We start from the raw sequence: 22,222 nt of genomic DNA, 5'->3' as shown, positions 1-22,222 counted from the left end.
AAGGTTACGCCAAACGCCGGTTTATAGCGTCTTCGATCTCGGCGATGCGGAAGGGTTGCCCACTAACCTTGTTGAGCGGTTTGGCATCGACGAGATACTGGTCGCGCAGCACGGTCTTGAGCTGGCCGGTGTTCATCTCGGGTACGAGGATATGCTCGTAACCCTTTAACAATGCACCAAGGTTGCGCGGCATCGGCCAGATGTGGCGCAGATGGATGTGGTGGACGTCCTGCCCCTTTGCCCGTGCGCGGCGCACCGCCTGGTGGATCGGACCATAGGTCGAACCCCAGCCGACGACAGCAAGCTTGCCCGATGTTGTCCCAAGTTCGACCGCCTGTTCGGGAATATGGTCTGCAATCCCGGCAACCTTGGCTTGCCGCAAGTCGGTCATCGTCTGGTGGTTGGCGGCTTCGTAATTGATATGACCGGTATCGACCTGTTTCTCGATGCCGCCGATGCGGTGGAGCAGGCCGGGGGTGCCGGGCTTGACCCACGGTCGCGCGAGCTTGGCGTCGCGGGCATAGGGCTTGAAACCGCCTTCGGGGACTTCAGCGGTGAATGTCACCGGGAACGGTTCGAGCGCCGTCGTGTCGGGCACTTTCCATGGCTCGGCGGCGTTGGCGATATAGCCGTCGGTCAGCAGCATCACCGGCGTCATAAATTGTGTCGCGATCCGCACCGCTTCGATCGCGCATTCGAACGCATCGGCAGGGCTGCGCGCAGCGATCACCGGCATCGGCGCGTCGCCGTTGCGGCCGTAAACTGCCTGGTACAGGTCGGACTGTTCGGTCTTGGTCGGGAGGCCCGTCGAGGGGCCGCCACGCTGCGAATTGACGATGACCAGCGGCAATTCGGTCATGATCGCCAAGCCCATCGCCTCGCCCTTCAACGCGATGCCCGGACCCGACGACGAGGTAACGCCTAGCTGCCCCGCATAGGAAGCGCCGATGGCTGACGCGATGGCCGCAATCTCGTCCTCGGCCTGAAACGTCGTGACGCCGAATTCCTTCAGGCGCGACAGATAATGCAGGATCGCCGAGGCGGGCGTGATCGGATAGCCGCCGAAGAACATCTTCAGCCCCGCGAGTTGCGCGCCCGCGACAAGACCCATCGCCAGCGACTCCGCCCCCGTCACCGTGCGATAAAGCCCCGGCTCGGCAGGCGCGGCAGCGACGCTGTGCTGGCGCACCGACGGCCCGAGCTCAGCGGTCTCTCCATAGGCGTGGCCCGCGTTCAGCGCCGCGATATTGGCATCCGCCAGCACCGGGTTCTTCGCAAATTTCTCACGCAGCCAATCGATCAGCGGTTCGCGGTCGCGATCGAACATCCAGAGCGCCAACCCCAGCGTCCACATATTCTTGCAACGCAGCGCTTCCTTGTTGCCGAGGCCGAACGGCTTCACCGCGTCGAGCGTCAGCTGCGAGATGTTGAACGCGATCAGCTGCCATTGCGCGAGGCTGCCGTCGGTCAGCGGCGAGACGTCGTACTGCGCCTTGGCGAGGTTGCGGACGCCGAATTCGCCTTCATCGGCGATGATGAGGCCACCGGGTTTCAGCGACCCGACATTGGTCTTGAGCGCCGCCGGGTTCATCGCGACGAGCACATCGGGCGCGTCGCCCGCGGTTTCGATCTGGGTCGAGCCGAAATTGATCTGGAACGCCGACACGCCGAACAGCGTCCCCTGCGGTGCGCGGATTTCGGCGGGGAAGTCGGGGAAAGTGGCGAGATCATTGCCCGCGAGCGCGGTCGACAGCGTGAACTGCCCGCCGGTCAGCTGCATCCCGTCGCCGGAATCGCCGGCAAAACGAACGACGATGCTTTCGGGGTTGGGGTGCGCTTCCGCTTCTTCGCGGGTGAGTTCGTGAACGGCGGAGGCCATGCATCTTCCAGTTTTAACGTCGCGCCGCCTGTAGGACGCGGATTGCGTTGTCGCCACTTAGTAAAACTTGGGGGGCAATCAATCGAAATAGGCGGCAGCGCAGCTTCGCATCGCGGCGGCGTGGCGGCGGGTGACCGCCAAAACGTCATCGCCATACCCGCCGCCCATGGCGCTGGCGAGCGGAATGCCGAGGGCGCGGGCAGTGCTGGCGACATGCGTATCGCGCGCGGCAATTCCCGCATCCGAGAGCGCCAGCCGCCCCAACCTATCGTCGGCATGGACGTCGACGCCCGCCTGATAAAGGATCAGGTCGGGCCGCACGCGGTCGATCATGGCGGCAAGCGCGGGCCGCAATGCCGCGAGATAGTCGTCGTCGCCGGTCCCGTCGGGCAGTGCCACGTCCAGTGTCGAGCGGGCCTTTCGCGCCGGAAAATTCTTCTCGCTGTGCACCGAGAGTGTCGCGATGTCGGGCCGTCCGGAGAGGATGACGGCGGTCCCGTCGCCCTGATGGACGTCGCAATCGACGATCAGGATGCGGGTTGCATCGCCCTCCCCCGCCAGCCGCAGCGCCGCGATGGCGAGGTCGTTGAATACGCAAAACCCTGCGCCGCTGTCGGGCAGCGCATGGTGGCTGCCCCCCGCTGCGTTCGCGGTATAGCCGTGTTGCAGCGCCAGCTTCGCCGCCAACCAGGTGCCGCCGGGGCTGACTTGTGCGCGACGCGCGACTTCGCGCGTGACGGGAAAGCCGATGCGGCGTTCGATCGCGGGCGCGACCTGCGCCGCAAGCACCGCCTCGACATAGGCGGGGTCGTGAGCGGCCTCCAGCCATGCGCGCGGCATCGGATCGGGGCGGTATTCAGCCAAGTCGCCGCTCTCGCGCAGCACATCCATCACCGCGCCGTATTTGCTGAACTGGTGCGCGCCCCCGCGCGCGGTCACGACATAATCGGGGTGGTGGACGACGTGGAGCATGGACGCATCATCCACCGTCAGGGTGGAATCGAGAACCCCAATTCCTCCCCAGCCCAGCGCTGGGGAGGAATTGGGTTCACCTCTCCACCGGCTTACGTTAGCGTAAGGCGAAAACGGAGAGATACCGCACATGACCTATAGCGACCGCCCCGACGTCAACGCCTTTCTAACGTTCCTCAACGCCGTGCCCGGACCCAAGATGCATGAGTTGCCTGCGGCGACCGCGCGGCTGACCATGGTTGCGATGCGTGCGGTGGCCGATGCCGAGGTCGGGCCGCTCGCGGTGATCAAAAACCTCGAAATCCCGACACCTGCCGGCATGATTTTCGGGCGGCTCTACGATGCACGGACGTCGCGCGACCCGGGGCCGGTGATGGTGTTCTACCACGGCGGCGGATTCGTCATCGGCAACCTCGACACGCACGAGCCCTATTGCGCGGAGGTCGCCCGTGTCCTCGACATTCCGGTCATCGCGGTCGATTACCGGCTTGCACCCGAATACCCCTGGCCAGCGGCTCCCGACGATTGCGAGGCGGCCACGCGCTGGATCGCGGGCAGTCCGTCCGAACTCGGGCGCACGGTGACGGGTCTGATTACCTCGGGCGACAGTGCAGGCGGCAATCTCGCGGTGGTCACGACCATGGCGCTGCGCGACAAGCCGGCCGCCGTGCCGGTGATCGTCCAGTTCCCGATCTATCCGGTCGTCGACGATACCGAGGACTGGCCTTCGTTCGCCGAGCACAACCAGGGCAAGCTGCTCACGCAGGATTCGATGCAGTATTTCACCGACGCCTATGCCGCCGAGCTGGGCCACGTGCGCGCATTCCCGCTGCGTCACGATCACACGGGCATGCCGCCGACATTGGTGGTGACGGCAGGTCTCGACCCCTTGCGCGATCAGGGCCGCGCCTATGTCGGCGAACTGGCAAAGGCCGGCGTGCCGGTGACTTATCGCGAGGCGGTGGGCAACATCCACGGCTTTATCTGCCTGCGGAAAGGCATCCCCTCGTCGAAGGGTGATATCGCCGGGTTCCTTGCGGTGCTCAAACCGATGATCGACGAGGCCGTCGGAAATCAGACGCAGGCGGCAAAGGCGGCGTGACGCTCGAATACCGTCCTGCCGCAGCGGTGATGCTGCTCAATGCCGACGACAAGGTGTTCGTGGCGCAACGGATCGATTCGAGTCTCGACGCCTGGCAGATGCCACAGGGCGGACTCGATCCCGGTGAGGACGCGCGGACAGGGGCGCTACGCGAACTGGAAGAGGAAACGGGCATCGGCACGCATCTGGTCGAGGTGATCGCGCAGTCGTCGCGCGAATTGCTTTACGACCTCCCTCCCGAATTGGCCGGAAAACTGTGGAAGGGACGCTATGCGGGCCAGCGGCAGAGCTGGTTCCTGATGCGCTTTCTGGGGAGCGACGTGGACGTGAACCTCGACACCGAACACCCCGAGTTCCGCAACTTCCAATGGGTCGATCCCTGGCGGCTGCCCGAATTGATCGTCGCCTTCAAAAAGCCGTTATACGAAGCGGTGCTGGACGAATTCGCCGCGCATCTGCCGCCGAGGACGACATGATCTACATCTGGATCAACATCCTGCCCATCATTGTCGCGGCGCTTGCAAGCGTCGCGCTGGCGGGCCTGATCTATGGCCGCAAGGCCGCCCCCGCGACGCTTGCGGTCGTGTTTCTGGCACAGGCGTGGCTGGCGGCGATATTGGCCGGGGCACTGATTCTTGCGCCGCCCAAAGGTGGCTTATGGACCATGACCATCGGCAGCGCGGTCGTTATCTGGGCCGGATTCGTCGCGCCCACGCTAACCGCGAGCTACCGGTTGCGCGGACAATCGTGGCGAACGATCGGTGTCGACGGCGGCTATTGGCTTGCCGCGATGGTCCTGCAGGCAATCATCATGCGCCTGATCGGACTGGTGCCGCCACCGGTGTAGGCCGTCAGCTCCGCGCCGCCACCGCCGGAAACGCACGGCTGTTGCGAAGGATGGCGGCGGAGGCCAGTGCCACTAGGACGCCAACGGGGGCGATCTCTGCAAAGGTCATCGGCATGCGGAACAGCGGGTTGGCGTACTGTAACTTGAACGCCTCCATCTCGGCACCGAACTTGACGATTTCAGCCGCAGATGCGCCCGACGCCATCTTCTCGGCAATCGCCTGTTTCGCATATACGTCCATGAACCCGTAGTCGGTCGCGTACATATACGCTTCCCAGCCGATGACGTAGCACAGCCCCGCCACGCCCGCGATGCCGAGGCCGACACCCAGCGCGGGCCAGAAGCGGATGACGCCGCCGTGCACCGTGTCGCGGTATCTTTTCACCCCGACGAACACCATCGACAGCGCGACGAGCATGGTCAGATAGCCGACGACCATCCCGAGCGTCCCGTGATCGCTCACGAACCGGATGCTGAGCTGCATGCCGAGCGCAACAACGATGCCGCCGATGATGCCGTAAACCGCGATGATCCGTCCCATGACGCTTCCCCTGCAAACTATGCGGGCACTTCACGACAGATGCGTTCCCAAGTCTATCGCCCGAACGGGTGATTCGGCGTTTCCCGCCCGAATTTACGGCAAGATATCGAACGAACGCGCGCGGTCGACCGCCTGCGTGCGGCTCGCAACCTCCAGCTTTTCAAACACATGCGAGACGTGTGTTTTCACCGTGTTAGGCGAAATGGCGAGTTGCCGAGCGATGACCTTGTTGGAATGGCCCGCCGCAATCAGGGTCAGGACTTCGGCTTCGCGCGCACTGATGCCGAGCGACTGGAGCGCGGCAGCGTTGGGCACGAACATCGCGGACCTCGGCGACGGCGTCAGCCGGTGACCGACCCAGATGCCGAGCGCCACGAACAGCACTGCGATGCACAGCACATAGAATTCGGTCGAATGCAGCCGCATCGCATGGCTGTAGTCGAGCCAGTCGAGCAGCAGCGCGACGGCCGCGAGGGCAAGACCGTAAAGGACGGCTTGCCGGACCATCCGTTCCTACCCTGCCGCTTTCACGTCGAGCCGGAACTTGTGCAGCAACGGCTCGGTATAGCCATTGGGCTGAGTCACGCCCTCGAACACCAGCGCGCGCGCCGCCTGCATCGCGATGCTGTCAGGGGACAGCTTGCGGTACAGCGGGTCGCCTGCGTTCTGCCCGTCGACCTTCGCGGCCATCCGCGTGAACGCCGCTTCGACCTGTTCGCGGGTGCAGACCCCGTGCAACAACCAGTTAGCCAGCGCCTGCGAGGCAATACGCAAGGTCGCGCGGTCCTCCATCAAGCCGACATCGTCGATGTCGGGCACTTTGGAGCACCCCACGCCCTGATCGATCCAGCGGACAACATAGCCGAGGATGCCTTGAGCGTTGTTGTCGAGTTCGCGCTCGATCTCGGCGGCGCTCCAGTTACGACCCGTTGCCAGCGGCACACTCAGCAAGTCGGCAAGCGGCGGGATTGCCGTCAATTCCTTCTGCCGCGCGAACACGTTGAGCTGGTGATAATGCATCGCGTGCAATGTCGCGGCGGTAGGCGACGGCACCCAGGCGGTGTTCGCACCTGCGGTCGGATGGCCGATCTTCTGCGCGAGCATATCCGCCATCTTGTCGGGCGCGGCCCACATGCCTTTGCCGATCTGCGCCTTGCCGCTCAGGCCGCAAGCAAGGCCGATGGCGACGTTGCGCGCCTCATAGGCCTTAATCCAGGCGCTGGTCTTCATTTCGCCCTTGGGCACCATTGGCCCCGCGCGCATCGACGTGTGGATTTCGTCGCCGGTGCGGTCGAGGAAGCCAGTATTGATGAACGCAATACGGTGGCGGACTGCATGGATCGTCGCGGCGAGATTGGCCGACGTGCGGCGCTCCTCGTCCATGACGCCGACCTTGATCGTGTGGCGAGCCAAGCCGAGCATATCTTCGGTCGCATCGAACAGGTCGTTGGTGAAGGCGGCTTCCTCTGGCCCGTGCATCTTGGGCTTCACGATATAGATACTGCCGGTGCGCGAGTTGCCGCCCTTGTCGTGCATGGCGATAAGGCTGGTCAGTACGGCGTCGAGAATACCCTCGGGGACTTCGGGTCCATCGGGCAGCAAGAGCGCGGGATTGGTCATCAGATGCCCGACGTTGCGGACGAAGAGCAGGCTGCGGCCATGCAGCGTGAACGCGCCGTCCGGTCCATGCCATTGCCGGTCGTCCTCCAACGCCCGGGTCATGCTGCGCCCGCCCTTGTCGAAGGTCGCGGTCAGGTCGCCTTTCATCAGGCCGAGCCACGTGCGATAACCCTGCACCTTGTCGTCAGCATCGACCGCAGCGACCGAATCCTCGAGGTCGATGATCGTCGACAAGGCTGATTCGAGGATGACGTCCGCGATGCCAGCCGGATCATTTTTCCCGATAGGGTGCACTCGATCCACGACTATTTCGATATGAAGTCCGTTGTGCTGAAGAAGGAGCGAGCGCTCTGTCCTGCCCACAAGACTTTCGCCACCATCGGCCCCGAAGACAATTATTTGATCTTCAAGCTCGGCGACGGAACTCGCGGCCACATCGCTCCATGACTGATTGATAAACGGCAATACTTGGTCGAGAAAACCCTTTGCCCGTGCGATCACTGCAGCGCCACGCTCGGCATCATAGCCGCCGGGCTTCGCGGGCGGGGCATCGAGCGCATCGGTGCCGTAGAAGGCGTCGTAAAGGCTGCCCCAGCGCGCATTGGCTGCATTGAGCGCGAAACGGGTGTTGAGCGCGGGCACGACGAGCTGCGGCCCCGCCATCGTGGCAACCTCGGCATCGACATTGGCTGTATCGATGGCGAACGGCGCAGGTTTGGGGACGAGGTAACCGATTTGGGTCAGGAACGCCTGATACGCGGTGGTATCCCACGCCTGCCCTGCCCGCGCGCTGTGCCACGCATCGATCTGCACCTGAAGGTCGTCGCGCCTGGCGAGCAGTGCACGATTGACCGGCACGAAGCGCGCGAGGATGTCGGCCAATCCCGCCCATAGCGCGTCGGCGGTCACGCCCGTTCCCGGCAGCGCTTCCTGCTCGACGAATTCGGCGAGGACCGGCGCAACGCTCAGGCTAGCGCGGGGGATATAGGACATGCAGGACTCCCAGTCAGACGAAGGTACGGCCCCGGGGAGGAGGTGCGAGCGCCTATGCCGTCCGAACGGCGGCAGGACAAGCGCCGCTTTCGCGGGGATGACGCCCGTTGTAGAGGACGTCGATGGCACTCACCCAACAGGAAAATGCGCTGATCGCGCGCGCCTATGCCGCACCGATGCGGGCGCAGGTTGAGCGCTGGGCGGCAATCAACAGCGGGACGGGCAATCTGGCGGGGCTGGCTGAGGTCGCGGGCCTGCTCGCCGAACAGTTTGCCGTGCTGCCGGGCGACATCTGCTTGGTCGATCAAGCGCCGGAGGAAAGTATTTCGTCCGATGGACACGTCCGGACGACGCAGCGCGGGCAGCATATCCACCTCGCGGTCCGGCCGGGCGCCAACCGGCGCATCCTGCTGACCGGTCATATGGACACGGTGTTCCCCGCCGATCATCCGTTCCAGATGCTGCGCGAGATCGAACCCGGCGTGATCAACGGCCCCGGCGTTGCCGATATGAAGGGCGGCATTGCCGTGATGCTTGCGGCGCTGGCGGCGTTCGAGGGCAGCGATGCGGCCTCTGCGCTCGGTTATGATGTGCTCCTCAACAGCGACGAGGAAACCGGCTCGGCATCGTCGGCGGGGCTGATTGCCGAGCTGGCGCGCGGCAAGATTGCGGCACTGACCTATGAACCCGCTGCACTCCCCGACGGAACTCTGGCGGGTGCCCGCCCTGGCAGCGGCAATTTCAGCTTTGTCGTGACTGGAAAGTCCGCGCACGCGGGACGCAATCCGGACGACGGCCGCAATGCGGTGATCGCGGCTGCCGACCTCGCGCTGCGGCTGGCGGCACTGCGACGTGAAGGGTTGAGCGTCAATCCGGCGAAGATCGATGGTGGCGGGCCGAACAATGTCGTGCCCGATCATGCAGTGCTGCGCGTCAACCTGCGTCCGCTGACCCCCGAGCTCGAGGCCGAAGCGAAAGCGGCGCTTGCGGAAATCGTCGCGGACGTCGCGCGCCGTCATGACGTCAGCGTCCACCCGCACGGCGGCTTCGGCCGACCACCAAAGCCGCTCGACCCGCCTGCGGAGAAGCTGTTCGGCCTCGTCAGAGATTGCGGCGCGGACCTCGGGCAGAGCATTGCGTGGAAGGCGACCGGCGGCGTGTGCGACGGCAACAATATTGCCGCCTGCGGTGTGCCCGTCGTCGATACGATGGGCGTGCGCGGGGGTGCCATCCATTCGGATCAAGAGTATTTGATCGTCGAATCGCTGGCGGAGCGCGCGGCCTTGTCCGCGCTCACTCTTTACCGGCTGGCGAATGGGGCCATTTGATGACTTTCAGGATGCGTGCTGCGCGCGCCGACGACCTCGCTGCGCTTTACGAGATGGCGAAGCTGACCGGCGGCGGGTTCACCAACCTGCCTGCCGACCGCAAGTCGCTGACCGCCAAGCTCGACCGGTCGGGTGCCGCGTTCGCCCGCACGGACGACAGCATCGCCGATGACCTGTTCGTGCTTGTGCTCGAAAATACCGCGACGGGTCAGGTGCGGGGCACCTGCCAGATGTTCAGCCAGATCGGACTGACCGCGCCCTTTTACAGCTATCGCATCGGCACGCTGACCCAGCATTCGAAGGAGCTGGGAAGGACGTTCAGGGCCGATATGCTGACCCTGTCGACCGACCTTGAGGGATCGAGCGAAGTCGGCGGGCTGTTCCTGCATCCCCGCGAACGCGCCGGAGGGCTGGGCATGCTCATCGCGCGCAGCCGCTATCTGTTCGTTCGACAGCACCGTGCCCGCTTTGCCGACCGCATGATTGCCGAGTTGCGCGGGCTGATCGACGAGGGCGGCGGCTCGCCATTCTGGGACGGGCTGGCCGGTCGCTTCTTCGGCATGAACTTCCAGGACGCCGACGAATTCAACGCGATCAACGGGCACCAGTTCATTGCCGATTTGATGCCCAAGACACCGGTTTACATCGCGATGCTGACCGACGCCGCACGCGCGGCCATCGGCCTGCCCCACCCCTCGGGCCGCGCCGCGATGCGGATGCTGGAAGGCGAAGGGTTCAACCACGACGGCTATATCGATATCTTCGACGGCGGCCCGACGATGTGCGCTACAACAAGCCGGATCCGCTCGGTCGCCGATGCGCGCGAAGTGACGATTGCCCGCATCGCCGACAATATGGCACCACGAACCATCGTCTCGCACGGCAGCTTGACCGGTTTCGTTGCGGCCTGGGGACAGGTCGACGGCGACACTATCGATCCCGAATCGGCGGCGGCGCTCGAGATCGAGCCGGGACAGACCGTGCTGGTCGCGCCGCAATGACCCTGGTCGAGATCAACTTCGACGGCATCGTCGGACCGAGCCACAACTACGCGGGGCTGAGTACGGGCAACCTCGCCTCGTCGAAGAATGCCGGTGCCGTATCGCGGCCGCGCGCGGCGGCGCTGCAAGGTATCGAGAAGATGCGGACGAACCTGCGCCTTGGCCTCGCGCAGGGCTTCTTCTTGCCGCAGGTGCGTCCGGACACGAACTGGCTGCAATCGCTCGGCCACCATGACGAACACGGCATCGAGCCGCATATCCGTGCAGCCGCCATGTCGGCCTCGTCGATGTGGGCCGCGAATGCCGCAACCGTCTCGCCTGCGCCTGACACACACGACGGGCGCTGCCACCTGACGGTCGCCAATCTGATGACCATGCCGCACCGCGCGCACGAATGGCAGGGCACGCATGAGCAGCTGTCCATCGCCTTTCCCGGAAACATTTTCACCGTGCACGCCCCCGTCCCCGCCCCGTTCGGCGACGAAGGCGCGGCGAACCACATGCGACTCTGCGCGCATCACGGCGCGCCCGGGGTGGAGGTGTTCGTCTATGGCGTACGCGGCGGTGCCTTTCCGGCGCGCCAGCATATCGAGGCGTCGAAAGCGGTGGCGCGGCTGCACGGGGTCGCCAATGCGCTTTACGTCGAGCAATCCGAGGAAGCGATTGCGGCAGGCGCATTCCACAACGATGTGGTGGCGGTCGCCAACGAGCGCGTGCTGTTCGCGCACGAACAGGCATTCGCCGATAAAGCCACGTTTTATGCCGAGCTTCACCGGTTGCTGCCCGAGGTCGAGATCGTCGAGGTGCCCGCGTCGGTGGTGTCGCTCGCTGACGCGATTCAGTCGTATCTGTTCAACGCGCAGTTGGTCACGCTGCCGCAAGGCGGCGGTATGGCCCTGATCCTGCCGACCGAGGCGCAGGCCAACCCGCGCGTCTGGGGCTGGCTCGAGACGCTGGTCGCGGGCAACGGCCCCATCCGCCGCCTGATCCCCGTCGATGTCCGCGAGTCGATGGCAAATGGGGGCGGACCGGCGTGTCTACGGCTGCGCGTTGTCGCAGATCCCGCCACGGTCGATGCCCGGTTTATCGTGGACGAGAGAAAGCTCGACATGGTTGCAGGCATCGTGGCGGCGCACTGGCCCGAAGCGATTGCGCCCATCGATCTGGCGAGCGGCGCGCTGATCGCCGATATCGGTCGCGCACGGCAAGCGCTCGTCTCCGCCTTGGGCATCCCGATCTAGGACTGTCGGATTAACTGACAGGTAACCATGAACGCTAACCGGTTATTTACGCAAAACATCGGTTGGCCTAGTCCTTGCTGCATGAAACCCATGCTTCGCAAAATCGCTCGCCTGTTCGTCATCAAAACCCGGGTCGAGGCGTATCTGATTATCTTCGCGCTTGCCGTCGGCGCGATGGAGCGCGGCAAGGGCTATCTGGGCGAATATCCCGGCACCGGCGGCTGGTTGCTGTTCTGGGCATGCAGCGGATCGGTGATGCTGGCGGGGGCAAAGATCCTCGACGCGCTGCGCTACGAGCGCGAACGTTCGGCTTCTGTCGATCCAGCTTAGAAAAATTGGCGCGCCCGGAACGATTCGAACGTCCGACCCTCAGATTCGTAGTCTGATGCTCTATCCAGCTGAGCTACGGGCGCGCAGAGGCGCTGCACATAGCGATTGTGGGGCGCGGCGCAACCCCGTTGCGGCCGGGAAATGCAGCGCCTAGGGCAAGACCCATGAAAATTGCAGCGGTGCTTCCATTCATTTTGATCTCGGCCTGTGCAGGAGTGGTCGATGCCCCCTCACTACTCCCGCGCACTGCAGAAAACGCCGACATCGATGCACCTGCCCCACCGCCCGTGCGGCCGGTGGCGACCGATGCGGGACAAGCGGCCCTTATCGTGCGGCTGATAGATCAGGCGAAGCAAAGCAATGTCGCCTTCGAAAGAGCATTACCCGCAGCATCGACGAACGCCCCACCACAGAGCGAAGCTTGGATCGCCGCGCAAAATGCGCGTTCGGCAGTCGATGTCGCGCGGGGGCCCACGCTCGACGCGCTGTCAGCGCTGGATGTTGCGATCGGCGAGGCCATCGACAAGGGACAGGATACCACCGCGCTTACCGCTGCCCGTACCGAGGTGCAGGCGATCTACGACCGGCAGGGCGCGAAGCTCGACGCGCTTATCCGCTGACCGCCTCGGCATGGAGCGCGGCAAGGTGGGCGTAATGCGCCGCGCCGAGCTGGTTTGCGGCGATTTCTTCGGCTGACAATATGCGAAGCATTTTCGCCGGTCGCCCGATCCATAGTTCGCCCGCGCGGATGATCTTGCCCGGACTAAGCAACGCCCCTGCTGCGAGCATCCCGTCCGATTCGATCGTGCAGCCGTCCATCACGGTGCTCGACAGCCCGACAAAGGCGCGGTCGTGCAAAATCGAGCCGTGCAGCATCACCATATGCCCGATCAGCACATCGTCGCCGATGATCGTTGGCAGGCCCGCCGGGTTGCCGGGCTTGGGCGAATCGCAGTGGATGACCGTGCCGTCCTGCACATTGGTGCGCGCGCCGATGCGGATCGCGTTGACGTCCCCGCGCAGCACGCAATTGTACCAGATGCTCGAATTCGGCCCGATCTCGACATCGCCGATGATCCGCGCGCCCGGCGCAATGAACGCGCTTGGGTCGATCTTCGGTGTCTTGCCCTGAAAAGGGATGATCGTGTTCAATGCTTCGTCCATTTGATGACCGGCAGGATACTGGCGAAATCGTCGGTCCAGCCGTTGAACCCGGCGCGACGTTTTGTCGCTACCCATTTTGATGCACCGGTGCGGTCGATGAAAGCGGCGAAGACGGCCGGGTCGCGTGCGAGAACGATCCAGTGCGAGTCCGAATAGGCGCGCTTGCGCCCCTCGGCATCGGGGGCATAGTCGCGCTTGGCAAGTTGCCAGCCCCAGCCCTGCGCCGCCGCCAGCACCGGTTCCAGTTCGAGGAACCGGTTCGACACGTGCATCATCAGGATACCGTCGGGAGCCAGGCGGCGCTGGTAGATGTCGAGCGCATCGCGAGTGAGCAGGTGCATCGGCACCGCGTCCGAAGAAAAGGCATCGACGACCAGCACATCGAGCGGAGCCGCATTGCCGCGTACTTCACGGCCCAGCACCAGCCGCGCATCGCCGATTTCAACCAGAGCATCTGGCGCGCATTTCGCGAGGAAAGTGAAACGCTGCGGATCGCGCGCGATTTTTTCGATGGCAGGATCGATCTCGTAGAAGCGCCAGTCCTGTCCGGGCTGTTTGTAGCAGGCGAGCGTTCCCGCCCCGAGGCCGACGACACCGACGCGGCCATTGCCCTTGCGCGCGGCAAGATCGCGCATCGCGAGTCCGACTCCCGATTCGGGCGCGTAGTAGCTCAGCGGCTCGTTCTCGCGACCCGCCACCTTCGACTGGATGCCATGCACCGTGGTGCCATGGACCAATGTGCGCGTCGTCGCGGTTTCGCTGAAGGAATAGATGCCGAAGTAGCTCCGCACCCGCATCCCGCCGTCGATGGATAGCGCCAATACGCTCCAGCCGCCGAGCGCGAGCATCATCGCGGCAAGACACATCGTAAACGCAAGCCGGCTGCCGATCGCCAGCACCGCGAAGTTGATGATGACGAGAATACCCGCGATCTTGATCCACACCGGCACCGGCACTGTCATGCCGGGGAACAGGCCGACCGGCACCGTCGACGCGATCAAGACCATGGCGCCATAGATGAACGCGCGTCGCCACGACCCGCCCCACAATTTTTCGCCCCATGCGAACACCGGCGGTGCGGTAAGCAGCGCGGCACCAAGCAAAATCAGGATCGGGTGCTCATAGGCCCAGTCGAAGGCGAGCGGCGCAACCAGTGCACAAAACGCCCCGCCCAGCACACCGCCGAACGACATGATCAGGTAGAATTTGGTGAGTTGCGCGGGTTCGGGCCGCGTCCGGAAGAGCTCGCTGTGGAGCGCAACGGCAAAGCAGAACAGCAGCACCAGCCCTAGCGGCGCGAACAACCACGGGAATTGCGGGTTTTGCGCGAAGGCGACACCGCCGCCGAGCAGCACGACCAACAGCGTGACCTGCACGATCCCGTCGGCAAGCCGCCGGTTGTCGGCGAAGGCGACGCTGAAGCTGAGCAAGTACAGCCCGAGCGGGACGACCCAGAGCAGCGGCATCGCCACGATATCGGTGGTGAGATAGGTCGTCGTCGACAGCATCATACCCGAAGGAACCGCCGCGAGCGCGATCCAGTGGACGATGCGGCGCAGCGGGATCGGCGCGGTCGCGACAGGCACTGCCTCAACCGCCGCAGCCCCACGCGGCAGCAGCAGCGCGCAGGCGGCCACCAGCACACCGACGAGCACATAGCCAGTGCTCCACAACAGGCTCTGCCCCGCAATCGGCAGCAACGGCTCGACCAGCAGCGGATAGGCGATCAGCCCGGCAAAACTGCCCAGGTTCGAAGCGGCATAGAGCGGATAGGGATCGCCCCCGCCCGAAATTGCGAACCAGCGCTGGAGCAGCGGGGCTTGCGCGGCAATCACGAAGAACAACGGTCCGATCGAGGCAGCAAGGAACCACGGCGTCCACAGCGCCGGATTGGCGGTCGCCGACGGCTCGGCCGCAATCAGCCCGATCGGCAGCATCAGCGCGGCTGCGGCCAGCAGGAACAGATGAACCCCCGCCTGTACACGGGGCGCGAACCGCCCGATGAAATGGGCATAGGCATAGCCGCCGAGCAGCAACGCCTGATAAACGAGCATCGCTGAATTCCACACCGCGGGCGCGCCGCCGAGGCGCGGCAGCGCCATGCGCGCGATCATCGGCTGGACGAGGAACAGCAGGAACGAGCCTGCCAGGATGGCTAGCGTGAACCGCCATTTCGCTGAAGCGTTAGTCGTCGGAATTGCGGCGCTCGCCATTGCGGTCTCCCTGATCGCCGTCCGGCCTAGCCGCCAAGCCCTGACACATGGTTAACGCGGCTTAAAGGGGACGGGCAATCGAATAGACGATGTGGCGGCAGAGTTCGTGCCCGGCAGGAAACATCGGGTGGTCGAAATCGAGATCCGACCGTCGCGTCATGCCGAGCCGCTCCATCAATCCCCAAGAGGCTGAATTGCCGGGAACGGTGTAGGCGACTTGCTCATCATCGCGCAGCTCGTCCCACCCCCAGGAAATGCATGCCAGCGCGGCTTCCTTTGCAAGGCCCTGCCCCCACACCGTTTCGCTGAGCCGCCAACCGATTTCGAGCTTGCCGTGTACCGGCGTGCCGGGATGTCCCGCGCGGCGCAGACCGCAAAGTCCCAGAACCTTCCGATCGTCGCGACGTTCGACAATCCAGAAACAGTGTCCGTGTGCCGACTGTTCCGCCTGCATGCGTGAGGCCATGTCGGCATAATGCGACGCGTCCTGCAGTCCGCCGAGCCAGCGGCTGACGGCGAGCGTGTTCGTCGCTGTCATGAAGGGGGCAATATCGGCGTTTTGCCAGGGGCGCAGGGTCAGCCGCGCAGTTTCGATCATCCGTTCATCAGCCGGGCCGCATGGGCCGCGTGATAGCTCAGCACGCCCGAACACCCCGCGCGCCGGAACGCCAGAAGTGTTTCGAGAACAAGCGCATCGCGGTCGCCCGCCCCGGCGGCCGCCGCCGCCTCGATCATCGCATATTCGCCCGATACTTGATAAGCGAATACAGGGACTTCGAAGCGTTCTTTTACAGCGCGAACAATGTCGAGATAGGGCAAACCTGGCTTGACCATGACGCTGTCGGCTCCTTCGGCGAGGTCGAGTTCGACTTCGCGCAGCGCCTCCTCGGTATTGGCGGGGTCCATCTGGTAGGTTTTCTTGTCCCCTTTCAGCAGCCCGCCCGAGCCGACCGCGTCGCGAAACGGGCCGTAAAAGGCCGAGGCGTATTTGGCGGCATAGGCCATGATCTGGACGTTGACGTGCCCGCCTTCCTCCAGCGCGTCGCGGATCGCGCCGACGCGCCCGTCCATCATGTCGCTGGGCGCGATGATGTCCGCGCCCGCCGCTGCCTGATTGAGCGCCTGCGCGACCAGAACCTCCGATGTGGCGTCGTTGAGCACATAACCGCCGCCATCGACCAGCCCGTCGTGCCCGTGCGCCGTATAGGGATCGAGCGCGACGTCGGTCAGCACGCCGATATCGTCGCCGAGCGCGTCCTTGATCGCCTTCACTGCGCGGCACATCAGATTGTCGGGGTTGAGCGCCTCCTCGCCGCGCTCGGTCCGCAGCTCGCGAGGGGTGTTGGGGAACAGAGCGACGACCCCGATACCGAGCGCCTTCGCCTCCTTCGCCCGTGCCACGATGCCGTCGACCGACCAGCGCGACACGCCGGGCAGGCTCGCAATCGGCTCCTCGACCCCCTGCCCGCTCGTCACGAACAGCGGCCAGATGAGGTGCGCGGGCGCCAGATGCGTTTCGCGGACCAGCGTGCGGCTCCATGCCGTCGATCGCGTGCGCCGCAACCGCAGCGCTGGATACATGCTCATACTGCCTCCCCCACAGGTGTGCCGACCGGGGCGCCGCCCGCCACCAGCCGTTTCTTGCGCCAGCCGCCGTGGAAATAATAGGCAAAGCTCAGCACCATCGACGTCAGGGCGCTTGCCACCGACGACCACCAGATCGCCTCGGCACGCCATGTCGGATACAGGCCGAACGCAAAGCTGAAGCGTACGACCACTGCCGAGATCACCAGCATCACGAACGGCACCACCACCGCGCCGTTCGCGCGGACGACCGAGGTGACGATCATCGACACCCCCATCATCAGATAGATCCACGCGACGATACTGTTCATGTGGATGCCGATCGGGATCGCCGGGCTGTCGGCGGGCAGGAACAACTGCATCAACGGGCGCGCGAACACGGTGATGGCGACGATCAGAACAAAGCTCATCAGCGTGTTGATCCCGATCCCCGCCCAGGTGATCTTCGACAGCCGGTCCCACTTCTCCGCGCCGATATTCTGCGCGGCCATCGCGCTGACCGCGCTGCCGACCGCGACGGCAGGCATCGAGACATAGCTCCACAGCTGGTTCATCACGCCGAACGCCGCAGTCGTATCGACACCCTCGCGGTTGACCAGCCCGATCAGCACCAGCATCGACCCTGACATGACGATCATCGACGCACCCATCGGGAAACCGATGGCGAGGATGGTTTTCGCGACATCCGCATGCGGCTTGAGCCAGGCGAGTTCGGCCCCGCGCAGCCTGATCGGTAAATCCTTGGCATAGATGCGGTAGACAAGCACCGTCACACTCACCAGCCCCGCGATCAGCGTCGCCAGTGCCGAGCCGGCAATCCCCATTGCCGGGATCGGCCCCAGCCCGAGGATCAGAATCGGATTGAGCACGATGTCGAGCGAGACGTTGAGGATCGCATTCCACAGCGGCGTGATCGAATCCCCCACCCCGCGCAGCGACGAGGTCAGCAGGATCATCACGAAGGTGAACGGCATACCGAGGAAAATGACGCGCAAATACGACAGCGCCAGCGGATAGGCGTCACGCGGCGTCGCGAGCGCATGCAACAGTTGCGGCGCGAAAACCCAGCCCAGCGTCGCGGTCGCAACCCCGGCGATTGCGAACAGCGCGAGCGCACTGCCCAGGGTCCGCCGCACCGCCTCGATATCGCGCCGCCCCATATGCTGGCCGATCAGCACCGTCGTCGCCATCGCGAAACCGAACAGCGTGCCGAACATCAGGAACATCACCTGCGACGCGTTCGACGCTGCCGCCAGCGCGGCCTCGCCCAGCGAATGGCCGATCCAGATGGAATTGATCGAGCCGTTGATCGACTGGAGGATGTTGACGCCGAGTGAGGGCAGCGCGAACGCGAACAGGGTCGCAAAGACCGGACCCGTCGTCAGGTCGCGGCGCTGCGGTGAACCGGGCGGCGGCGCAGGTGTTTCCGAATCGGCCATCCACATCCCCTAACGCGGCGGCGCAACAAATGCGCGCAACCAAAAAACCGTTTCGTTCGTTTAACGACTCTATGAACGAACTCTCCTCGCGCGCCGCGCCACCCCTTCCGACTTCCCTGCCCAGATCGGCAACCCTGATCGTCAATGCTCAGTCGCGGCGCGGACGCGACCTGTTCGACCAGGCCAAATCGCTGATCGAGGCGCGCGGCATCACGCTCGACGCAGCGCACGCCCTCGACAAGCCCGACAGGCTGGTCCCGACCGTCAAGGCGGCAGTCGCGGGCGGCACGAAAATGGTGGTGATCGGCGGCGGCGACGGAACGCTGTCGTCCGCAGTCGATCTGCTCGTCGGCAAGGATGTCGTGTTCGCGTTGCTGCCGCTCGGCACCGCGAACAGCTTTGCCCGGTCGACCGGGATTCCGCTCGACCTCGAAGCGGCGGTCGATGTGATCGCCGACGGACGGCGCGCCCGCGTCGATCTCGGGATGATCGACCTCGACTATTTCTGCAACGTGGCGGCAATCGGCCTTGCGCCGCTGATCGCCGAGACGATTCCGCATGGACTTAAGCGCTGGCTCGGGCGCATCGGCTATCTCAGCTGGGTGGCGGTCTCGCTGTTCCGGTTCCGCGCGTTCACGCTGGTCGTAAACGGCGAAGCGATGGAGGCGACCGAAGTCCGCATCGCCAACGGCCGGTTTCAGGGCGGTACCGAGCTGATCGACGACGCTGACCCCCAATCGGGCGAGATCGTCGTGCAAGCGGTGCGGGGCAGCACGCGTTTCGGCCTGATGTGGTCCTGGATCGCCTCGGTGCTCCGCCTGCCGCACCGCCATGCCACGACCCGCGATTTTCATGGCCGCGAACTGCGGATCGAAACGATCCCGCCGCTACCGATCTCCATCGACGGCGAGGTTCTGGCGCACACGCCGGTGACGGCGCGGGTGGCGGCGAAGGCCATCGAGATGGCGTTGCCTCGTTAGCTTTTCCCTCTCCCTCTGGGGAGAGGGTCCTCGCGCTCCAGCGCGGGAGGGTGAGGGCAGTCCCATGCTTCAATTGAAGCATCACTCATCCCTCACCCCGCCGCGCATAGAGGGCGCGTGTCGCCCTCTCCCCAGAGGGAGAGGGAAGAAGGTCACCCCAACCGCGCCAATGCCGCCCGCAACCGCTCGGCCTCGGCCGACTTTTCCGCATGATCCGCCCGCGCCTTCTCGACTGCCTCGGGCTTGGCCTTTTCGACGAAGGCGGGATTGTTGAGCCGACCCGCGAGCGACACCGCTTCCTTCTCGGCGGCTTCAGCCGATTTGGTGAGGCGGGCGCGATCTGCTTCGCGATCAATTGGCTCGTCAACATTTAGAATGAAGACAGCCTCATCGAACGGCACCTGAATTCCTTCGAATAGGACTTCAAGCTGGAGTGGAGCATGCTCGGGCCGTTGGTTTGGTCCCAGCGCACCGATGTGATCGCTTTCGTCAATTTGAACAGCACTAAACCGCGCTTGCCGACCTATAAAATCAGCATGACTCAAAAGCCGCTCGCGATTTTTTGGTGACAGGCCGCGAATGTAACAATTGTTTTTCTGGGTTGGCGAAATTGAGTTTTCGCTTCGCGCCTGCCGCAGCGCTTCGACAAGTTGCTGTACCCACGCAATTTCAGCTTTTGCGTCCAGATCAATCGTAGCCGTCGGAACTGGCCAACTTGCGTGGATAAGTCTCGTCGTCCTATCGCCCCACAATTCCTCCGTGATAAACGGCATGAATGGGTGCAGCATCACCAGAATCTGGTCGAACGCCCAGCCCGCGACCGCGCGGGTTTCGTCGTCGAATGCGCCCTTCACCAGCTCGATATACCAGTCGCAGAAGGTGCCCCAGGCGAAGTGGTACACCGCATCGGCCATTGCGTCGTAGCGCAGGTCGGCGAATGCCGCGTCGAGCTTGGCCAGCGTCTCGACGACCTCGCCGATGATCCATTTGTTGACCGCGAGGGTCGCCTCCGGAGCCTTGATCGAGGTCGACGCCCCGACCCCGTTGCCCTGCAAAAACCGTGCGGCGTTCCACAGCTTGGTCGCGAAGTTGCGGTATCCCTCGACGCGCTTCTCATCGAGTTTGATGTCGCGCCCCTGGCTTTCCATCGCCGCCAGCGTGAAGCGCAACGCGTCCGCGCCGTATTTGTCGATCAGGCCGAGCGGATCGACGGTATTCCCCTTCGACTTCGACATTTTCGAGCCATCGGGGGCGCGGACGAGACCGTGGAGATACAGGGTCTTCCACGGCACTTCTTTCATGAAGTGCAAACCCTGCATCGCCATACGGGCATCCCAGAAGAACAGGATGTCGAAGCCGGAGATCAGCACGTCATTGGGGTAATGTTTGGCGAGCTTGGCGTCCGCATCCGGCCACCCCAGCGTCCCGAACGGCCACAGCGCAGACGAGAACCAGGTATCGAGGACGTCCTCGTCCTGCGTCAGTGCCACGCCCTCGCCCGCCAGCGCCTGCGCGCCAGCCGCGTCTTCGGCGACATAGTGATTGCCCTCGGCATCGAACCACGCCGGAATCCGGTGCCCCCACCACAACTGCCGCGAGACGCACCACGGCTGGATATTCTCCAGCCACTGGAACCAGGTTTTCTCCCAGCTCTGCGGCACGACCTTGATCGCGCCCGAGCGCACCGCCTCGATGGCGGGCTGGGCGAGCGTCTTGGCATCGACATACCATTGGTCGGTCAGCATCGGCTCGATCACGACGCCCGAGCGGTCGCCGAACGGCTGCATAATCGTCTTGTCCTCGACGCGGAGCATCAACCCTTCGGCGTCGATGTCCGCCACCACCTGCTTGCGCGCGGCATAGCGGTCGAGACCGCGATAGGCGTCGGGCACGAGATTGAGCGCATCGATATCGGCTGCCGATGCCACGCCGCCCGCCGCAATCGCCTTCGCCCGCGCGGCAGCCTCGGCATAGGGCGCGCCATCGGCCCGCAGATACGCCCCCTCGTCCATCAGCCGGTACATCGGGATGCCATTGCGTTGCGCCACGCCATAGTCGTTCTGGTCGTGCGCGCCGGTGATCTTGACCGCGCCCGACCCGAAGTCGGGATCGGGATAGTCGTCGGTAATGATCGGGATCAGCCGCCGCTGCGCCTTCGGCCCCACCGGGATTTCGCAGAGCTTGCCGACGATTGGCGCATAGCGCGCGTCATCGGGGTGGACCGCGACCGCGCCGTCGCCGAGCATCGTTTCGGGGCGTGTGGTGGCGATCGAGATGTAGTCGCGCTCTTCCTGAAACACGACCTGCCCGTCCGCGTCGCGCTCGACATAGGTGTAGGTCTCACCGCCCGCGAGCGGGTATTTGAAGTGCCACATATGCCCCTGCACTTCGCGCGTCTCGACCTCGAGATCGGAAATCGCGGTCTTCAGCTCGGGATCCCAGTTCACCAGCCGCTTGTCGCGATAGAGCAGACCCTGGTTATACAGATCGACGAACACCTTGATGACGGCCTTCGAAAAGCCCTCGTCCATCGTGAAGCGTTCGTTCGCCCAGTCGCAGCTTGCGCCGAGCCGCCGGAGCTGGCGCGTGATGGTGCCGCCGCTCTCGGCCTTCCAGTCCCACACTTTCTGGACGAAATCGTCGCGCGAATAATTGGTGCGCTTGTCCTGCCGTTCCATCATCTGCCGCTCGACGACCATTTGCGTCGCGATGCCGGCATGGTCGGTTCCCGCAACCCACAGCGCGTCCTTGCCGCACAGCCGCGCGTGGCGGACGAGCACATCCTGCAAGGTGATGTCGAGCGCATGGCCGATATGCAGGCTGCCCGTGACATTGGGCGGCGGCATCACGATGGTAAACGGCGGCGCGTCGGGCCGCTCGGGGCGGAAAGCGTTGCTCTCCTCCCAATGCGCGTACCATTTCGCCTCGATAGCGGCGGGATCGAAGGTTTTGGGGAGTTCGGTCATGTCGGGCGCGGCTTTAGCCGTG

20 protein-coding genes and 1 tRNA gene are annotated in these 22,222 nt (G+C 64.4%); 9 read left to right on the top strand and 12 right to left on the bottom strand.

Annotated elements, in window-relative coordinates:
• Nucleotides 1-4: 4 nt before the first annotated feature.
• Entirely contained in the window at nt 5-1,879 is a 1,875-nt protein-coding gene (locus tag M0209_RS04580; RefSeq protein ID WP_258887117.1) for a 2-oxoacid:acceptor oxidoreductase subunit alpha, read from the bottom strand.
• Nucleotides 1,880-1,957: 78 nt separating this feature from the next.
• Nucleotides 1,958-2,851, bottom strand: coding sequence for a histone deacetylase (locus M0209_RS04575; RefSeq protein WP_258887116.1), 894 nt, complete (start codon nt 2,849-2,851; stop codon nt 1,958-1,960).
• A gap of 130 nt (nt 2,852-2,981) precedes the next feature.
• Here M0209_RS04575 and M0209_RS04570 point away from each other — a divergent pair, with 130 nt between their 5' ends.
• The 3 genes from M0209_RS04570 to M0209_RS04560 are packed head-to-tail and all read left to right on the top strand — an operon-like array spanning nt 2,982 to nt 4,800.
• Nucleotides 2,982-3,953, top strand: a complete 972-nt coding sequence (locus M0209_RS04570) for an alpha/beta hydrolase (RefSeq protein ID WP_258887115.1) — start codon at nt 2,982-2,984, stop codon at nt 3,951-3,953.
• Nucleotides 3,950-4,429 carry an RNA pyrophosphohydrolase gene (locus tag M0209_RS04565; protein WP_258887114.1) on the top strand — a complete coding sequence of 160 codons (480 nt, stop codon included), beginning with the start codon at nt 3,950-3,952 and terminating at the stop codon, nt 4,427-4,429. The genes M0209_RS04570 and M0209_RS04565 overlap by 4 nt, the downstream gene beginning before the upstream one ends.
• Complete coding sequence (locus tag M0209_RS04560) at nt 4,426-4,800, top strand: DUF1761 domain-containing protein (RefSeq protein ID WP_258887113.1); 375 nt, start codon at nt 4,426-4,428, stop codon at nt 4,798-4,800. The genes M0209_RS04565 and M0209_RS04560 overlap by 4 nt, the downstream gene beginning before the upstream one ends.
• Nucleotides 4,801-4,804: 4 nt before the next feature.
• Here the strand turns inward: M0209_RS04560 and M0209_RS04555 are convergent, their stop codons facing one another.
• The 3 genes from M0209_RS04555 to M0209_RS04545 all read right to left on the bottom strand — a co-directional run bounded on the left by M0209_RS04555 (nt 4,805) and on the right by M0209_RS04545 (nt 7,954).
• A complete protein-coding gene (locus M0209_RS04555) occupies nt 4,805-5,341 on the bottom strand; it encodes a DUF4199 domain-containing protein (RefSeq protein ID WP_258887112.1) in 537 nt (178 codons plus the stop codon).
• Between the two features lie 93 nt (nt 5,342-5,434).
• Nucleotides 5,435-5,848, bottom strand: a complete 414-nt coding sequence (locus tag M0209_RS04550) for a response regulator transcription factor (RefSeq protein ID WP_258887111.1) — start codon at nt 5,846-5,848, stop codon at nt 5,435-5,437.
• A 6-nt stretch (nt 5,849-5,854) separates the two neighbouring features.
• Entirely contained in the window at nt 5,855-7,954 is a 2,100-nt protein-coding gene (locus M0209_RS04545; protein WP_258887110.1) for a malate synthase G, read from the bottom strand.
• Between the two features lie 122 nt (nt 7,955-8,076).
• On the opposite strand from M0209_RS04545, the gene M0209_RS04540 reads away from it, so the two are divergent.
• From M0209_RS04540 to M0209_RS04525, 4 genes are all read left to right on the top strand, one after another.
• Nucleotides 8,077-9,282 (top strand): hydrolase, encoded by a 1,206-nt coding sequence (locus M0209_RS04540; RefSeq protein WP_258887109.1) that lies wholly within the window; start codon nt 8,077-8,079, stop codon nt 9,280-9,282.
• Entirely contained in the window at nt 9,282-10,283 is a 1,002-nt protein-coding gene (locus M0209_RS04535; protein ID WP_258887108.1) for an arginine N-succinyltransferase, read from the top strand. The genes M0209_RS04540 and M0209_RS04535 overlap by 1 nt, the downstream gene beginning before the upstream one ends.
• Nucleotides 10,280-11,524, top strand: a complete 1,245-nt coding sequence (locus tag M0209_RS04530) for an N-succinylarginine dihydrolase (RefSeq protein ID WP_258887107.1) — start codon at nt 10,280-10,282, stop codon at nt 11,522-11,524. Before M0209_RS04535 ends, M0209_RS04530 begins: the two co-directional genes overlap by 4 nt.
• 90 nt (nt 11,525-11,614) lie before the next feature.
• On the top strand, nt 11,615-11,854 hold the full coding sequence (locus M0209_RS04525; RefSeq protein WP_258889563.1) for a hypothetical protein: 240 nt from the start codon (nt 11,615-11,617) through the stop codon (nt 11,852-11,854).
• 6 nt (nt 11,855-11,860) lie between these two features.
• On the opposite strand, the gene M0209_RS04520 is transcribed toward M0209_RS04525, so the two are convergent.
• Nucleotides 11,861-11,937: transfer RNA gene (locus M0209_RS04520), tRNA-Arg, on the bottom strand.
• Nucleotides 11,938-12,018: 81 nt separating this feature from the next.
• On the opposite strand from M0209_RS04520, the gene M0209_RS04515 reads away from it, so the two are divergent.
• Nucleotides 12,019-12,474, top strand: coding sequence for a hypothetical protein (locus M0209_RS04515; protein WP_258887106.1), 456 nt, complete (start codon nt 12,019-12,021; stop codon nt 12,472-12,474).
• Here the strand turns inward: M0209_RS04515 and M0209_RS04510 are convergent.
• The 5 genes from M0209_RS04510 to M0209_RS04490 all read right to left on the bottom strand — a co-directional run bounded on the left by M0209_RS04510 (nt 12,464) and on the right by M0209_RS04490 (nt 18,254).
• Entirely contained in the window at nt 12,464-13,018 is a 555-nt protein-coding gene (locus M0209_RS04510; RefSeq protein WP_258887105.1) for a gamma carbonic anhydrase family protein, read from the bottom strand. The two genes, M0209_RS04515 and M0209_RS04510, sit on opposite strands and share 11 nt — an antisense overlap.
• Nucleotides 13,003-15,231, bottom strand: coding sequence for a spermidine synthase (locus tag M0209_RS04505; RefSeq protein WP_258887104.1), 2,229 nt, complete (start codon nt 15,229-15,231; stop codon nt 13,003-13,005). The genes M0209_RS04510 and M0209_RS04505 overlap by 16 nt, the downstream gene beginning before the upstream one ends.
• Nucleotides 15,232-15,292: 61 nt before the next feature.
• Nucleotides 15,293-15,829, bottom strand: coding sequence for a GNAT family N-acetyltransferase (locus M0209_RS04500; protein WP_258887103.1), 537 nt, complete (start codon nt 15,827-15,829; stop codon nt 15,293-15,295).
• Nucleotides 15,826-16,818 carry a porphobilinogen synthase gene (hemB, locus tag M0209_RS04495; protein WP_258887102.1) on the bottom strand — a complete coding sequence of 331 codons (993 nt, stop codon included), beginning with the start codon at nt 16,816-16,818 and terminating at the stop codon, nt 15,826-15,828. Before hemB ends, M0209_RS04500 begins: the two co-directional genes overlap by 4 nt.
• Complete coding sequence (locus M0209_RS04490) at nt 16,815-18,254, bottom strand: MATE family efflux transporter (RefSeq protein WP_258887101.1); 1,440 nt, start codon at nt 18,252-18,254, stop codon at nt 16,815-16,817. The genes hemB and M0209_RS04490 overlap by 4 nt, the downstream gene beginning before the upstream one ends.
• A 71-nt stretch (nt 18,255-18,325) precedes the next feature.
• Between M0209_RS04490 and M0209_RS04485 the strand changes: the two genes are divergently transcribed.
• Nucleotides 18,326-19,234: a diacylglycerol kinase family protein gene (locus M0209_RS04485; protein ID WP_258887100.1), complete on the top strand. Its 909-nt coding sequence runs from the start codon at nt 18,326-18,328 to the stop codon at nt 19,232-19,234.
• Between the two features lie 152 nt (nt 19,235-19,386).
• On the opposite strand, the gene M0209_RS04480 is transcribed toward M0209_RS04485, so the two are convergent.
• Complete coding sequence (locus tag M0209_RS04480) at nt 19,387-22,200, bottom strand: valine--tRNA ligase (RefSeq protein WP_258887099.1); 2,814 nt, start codon at nt 22,198-22,200, stop codon at nt 19,387-19,389.
• Nucleotides 22,201-22,222: the final 22 nt, after the last annotated feature.

The sequence above is a fragment of the Sphingomonas sp. SUN039 genome (assembly GCF_024758725.1).
Lineage (GTDB): Bacteria > Pseudomonadota > Alphaproteobacteria > Sphingomonadales > Sphingomonadaceae > Sphingomonas_O.
This window is presented reverse-complemented; position numbering and strand designations above follow the sequence as displayed.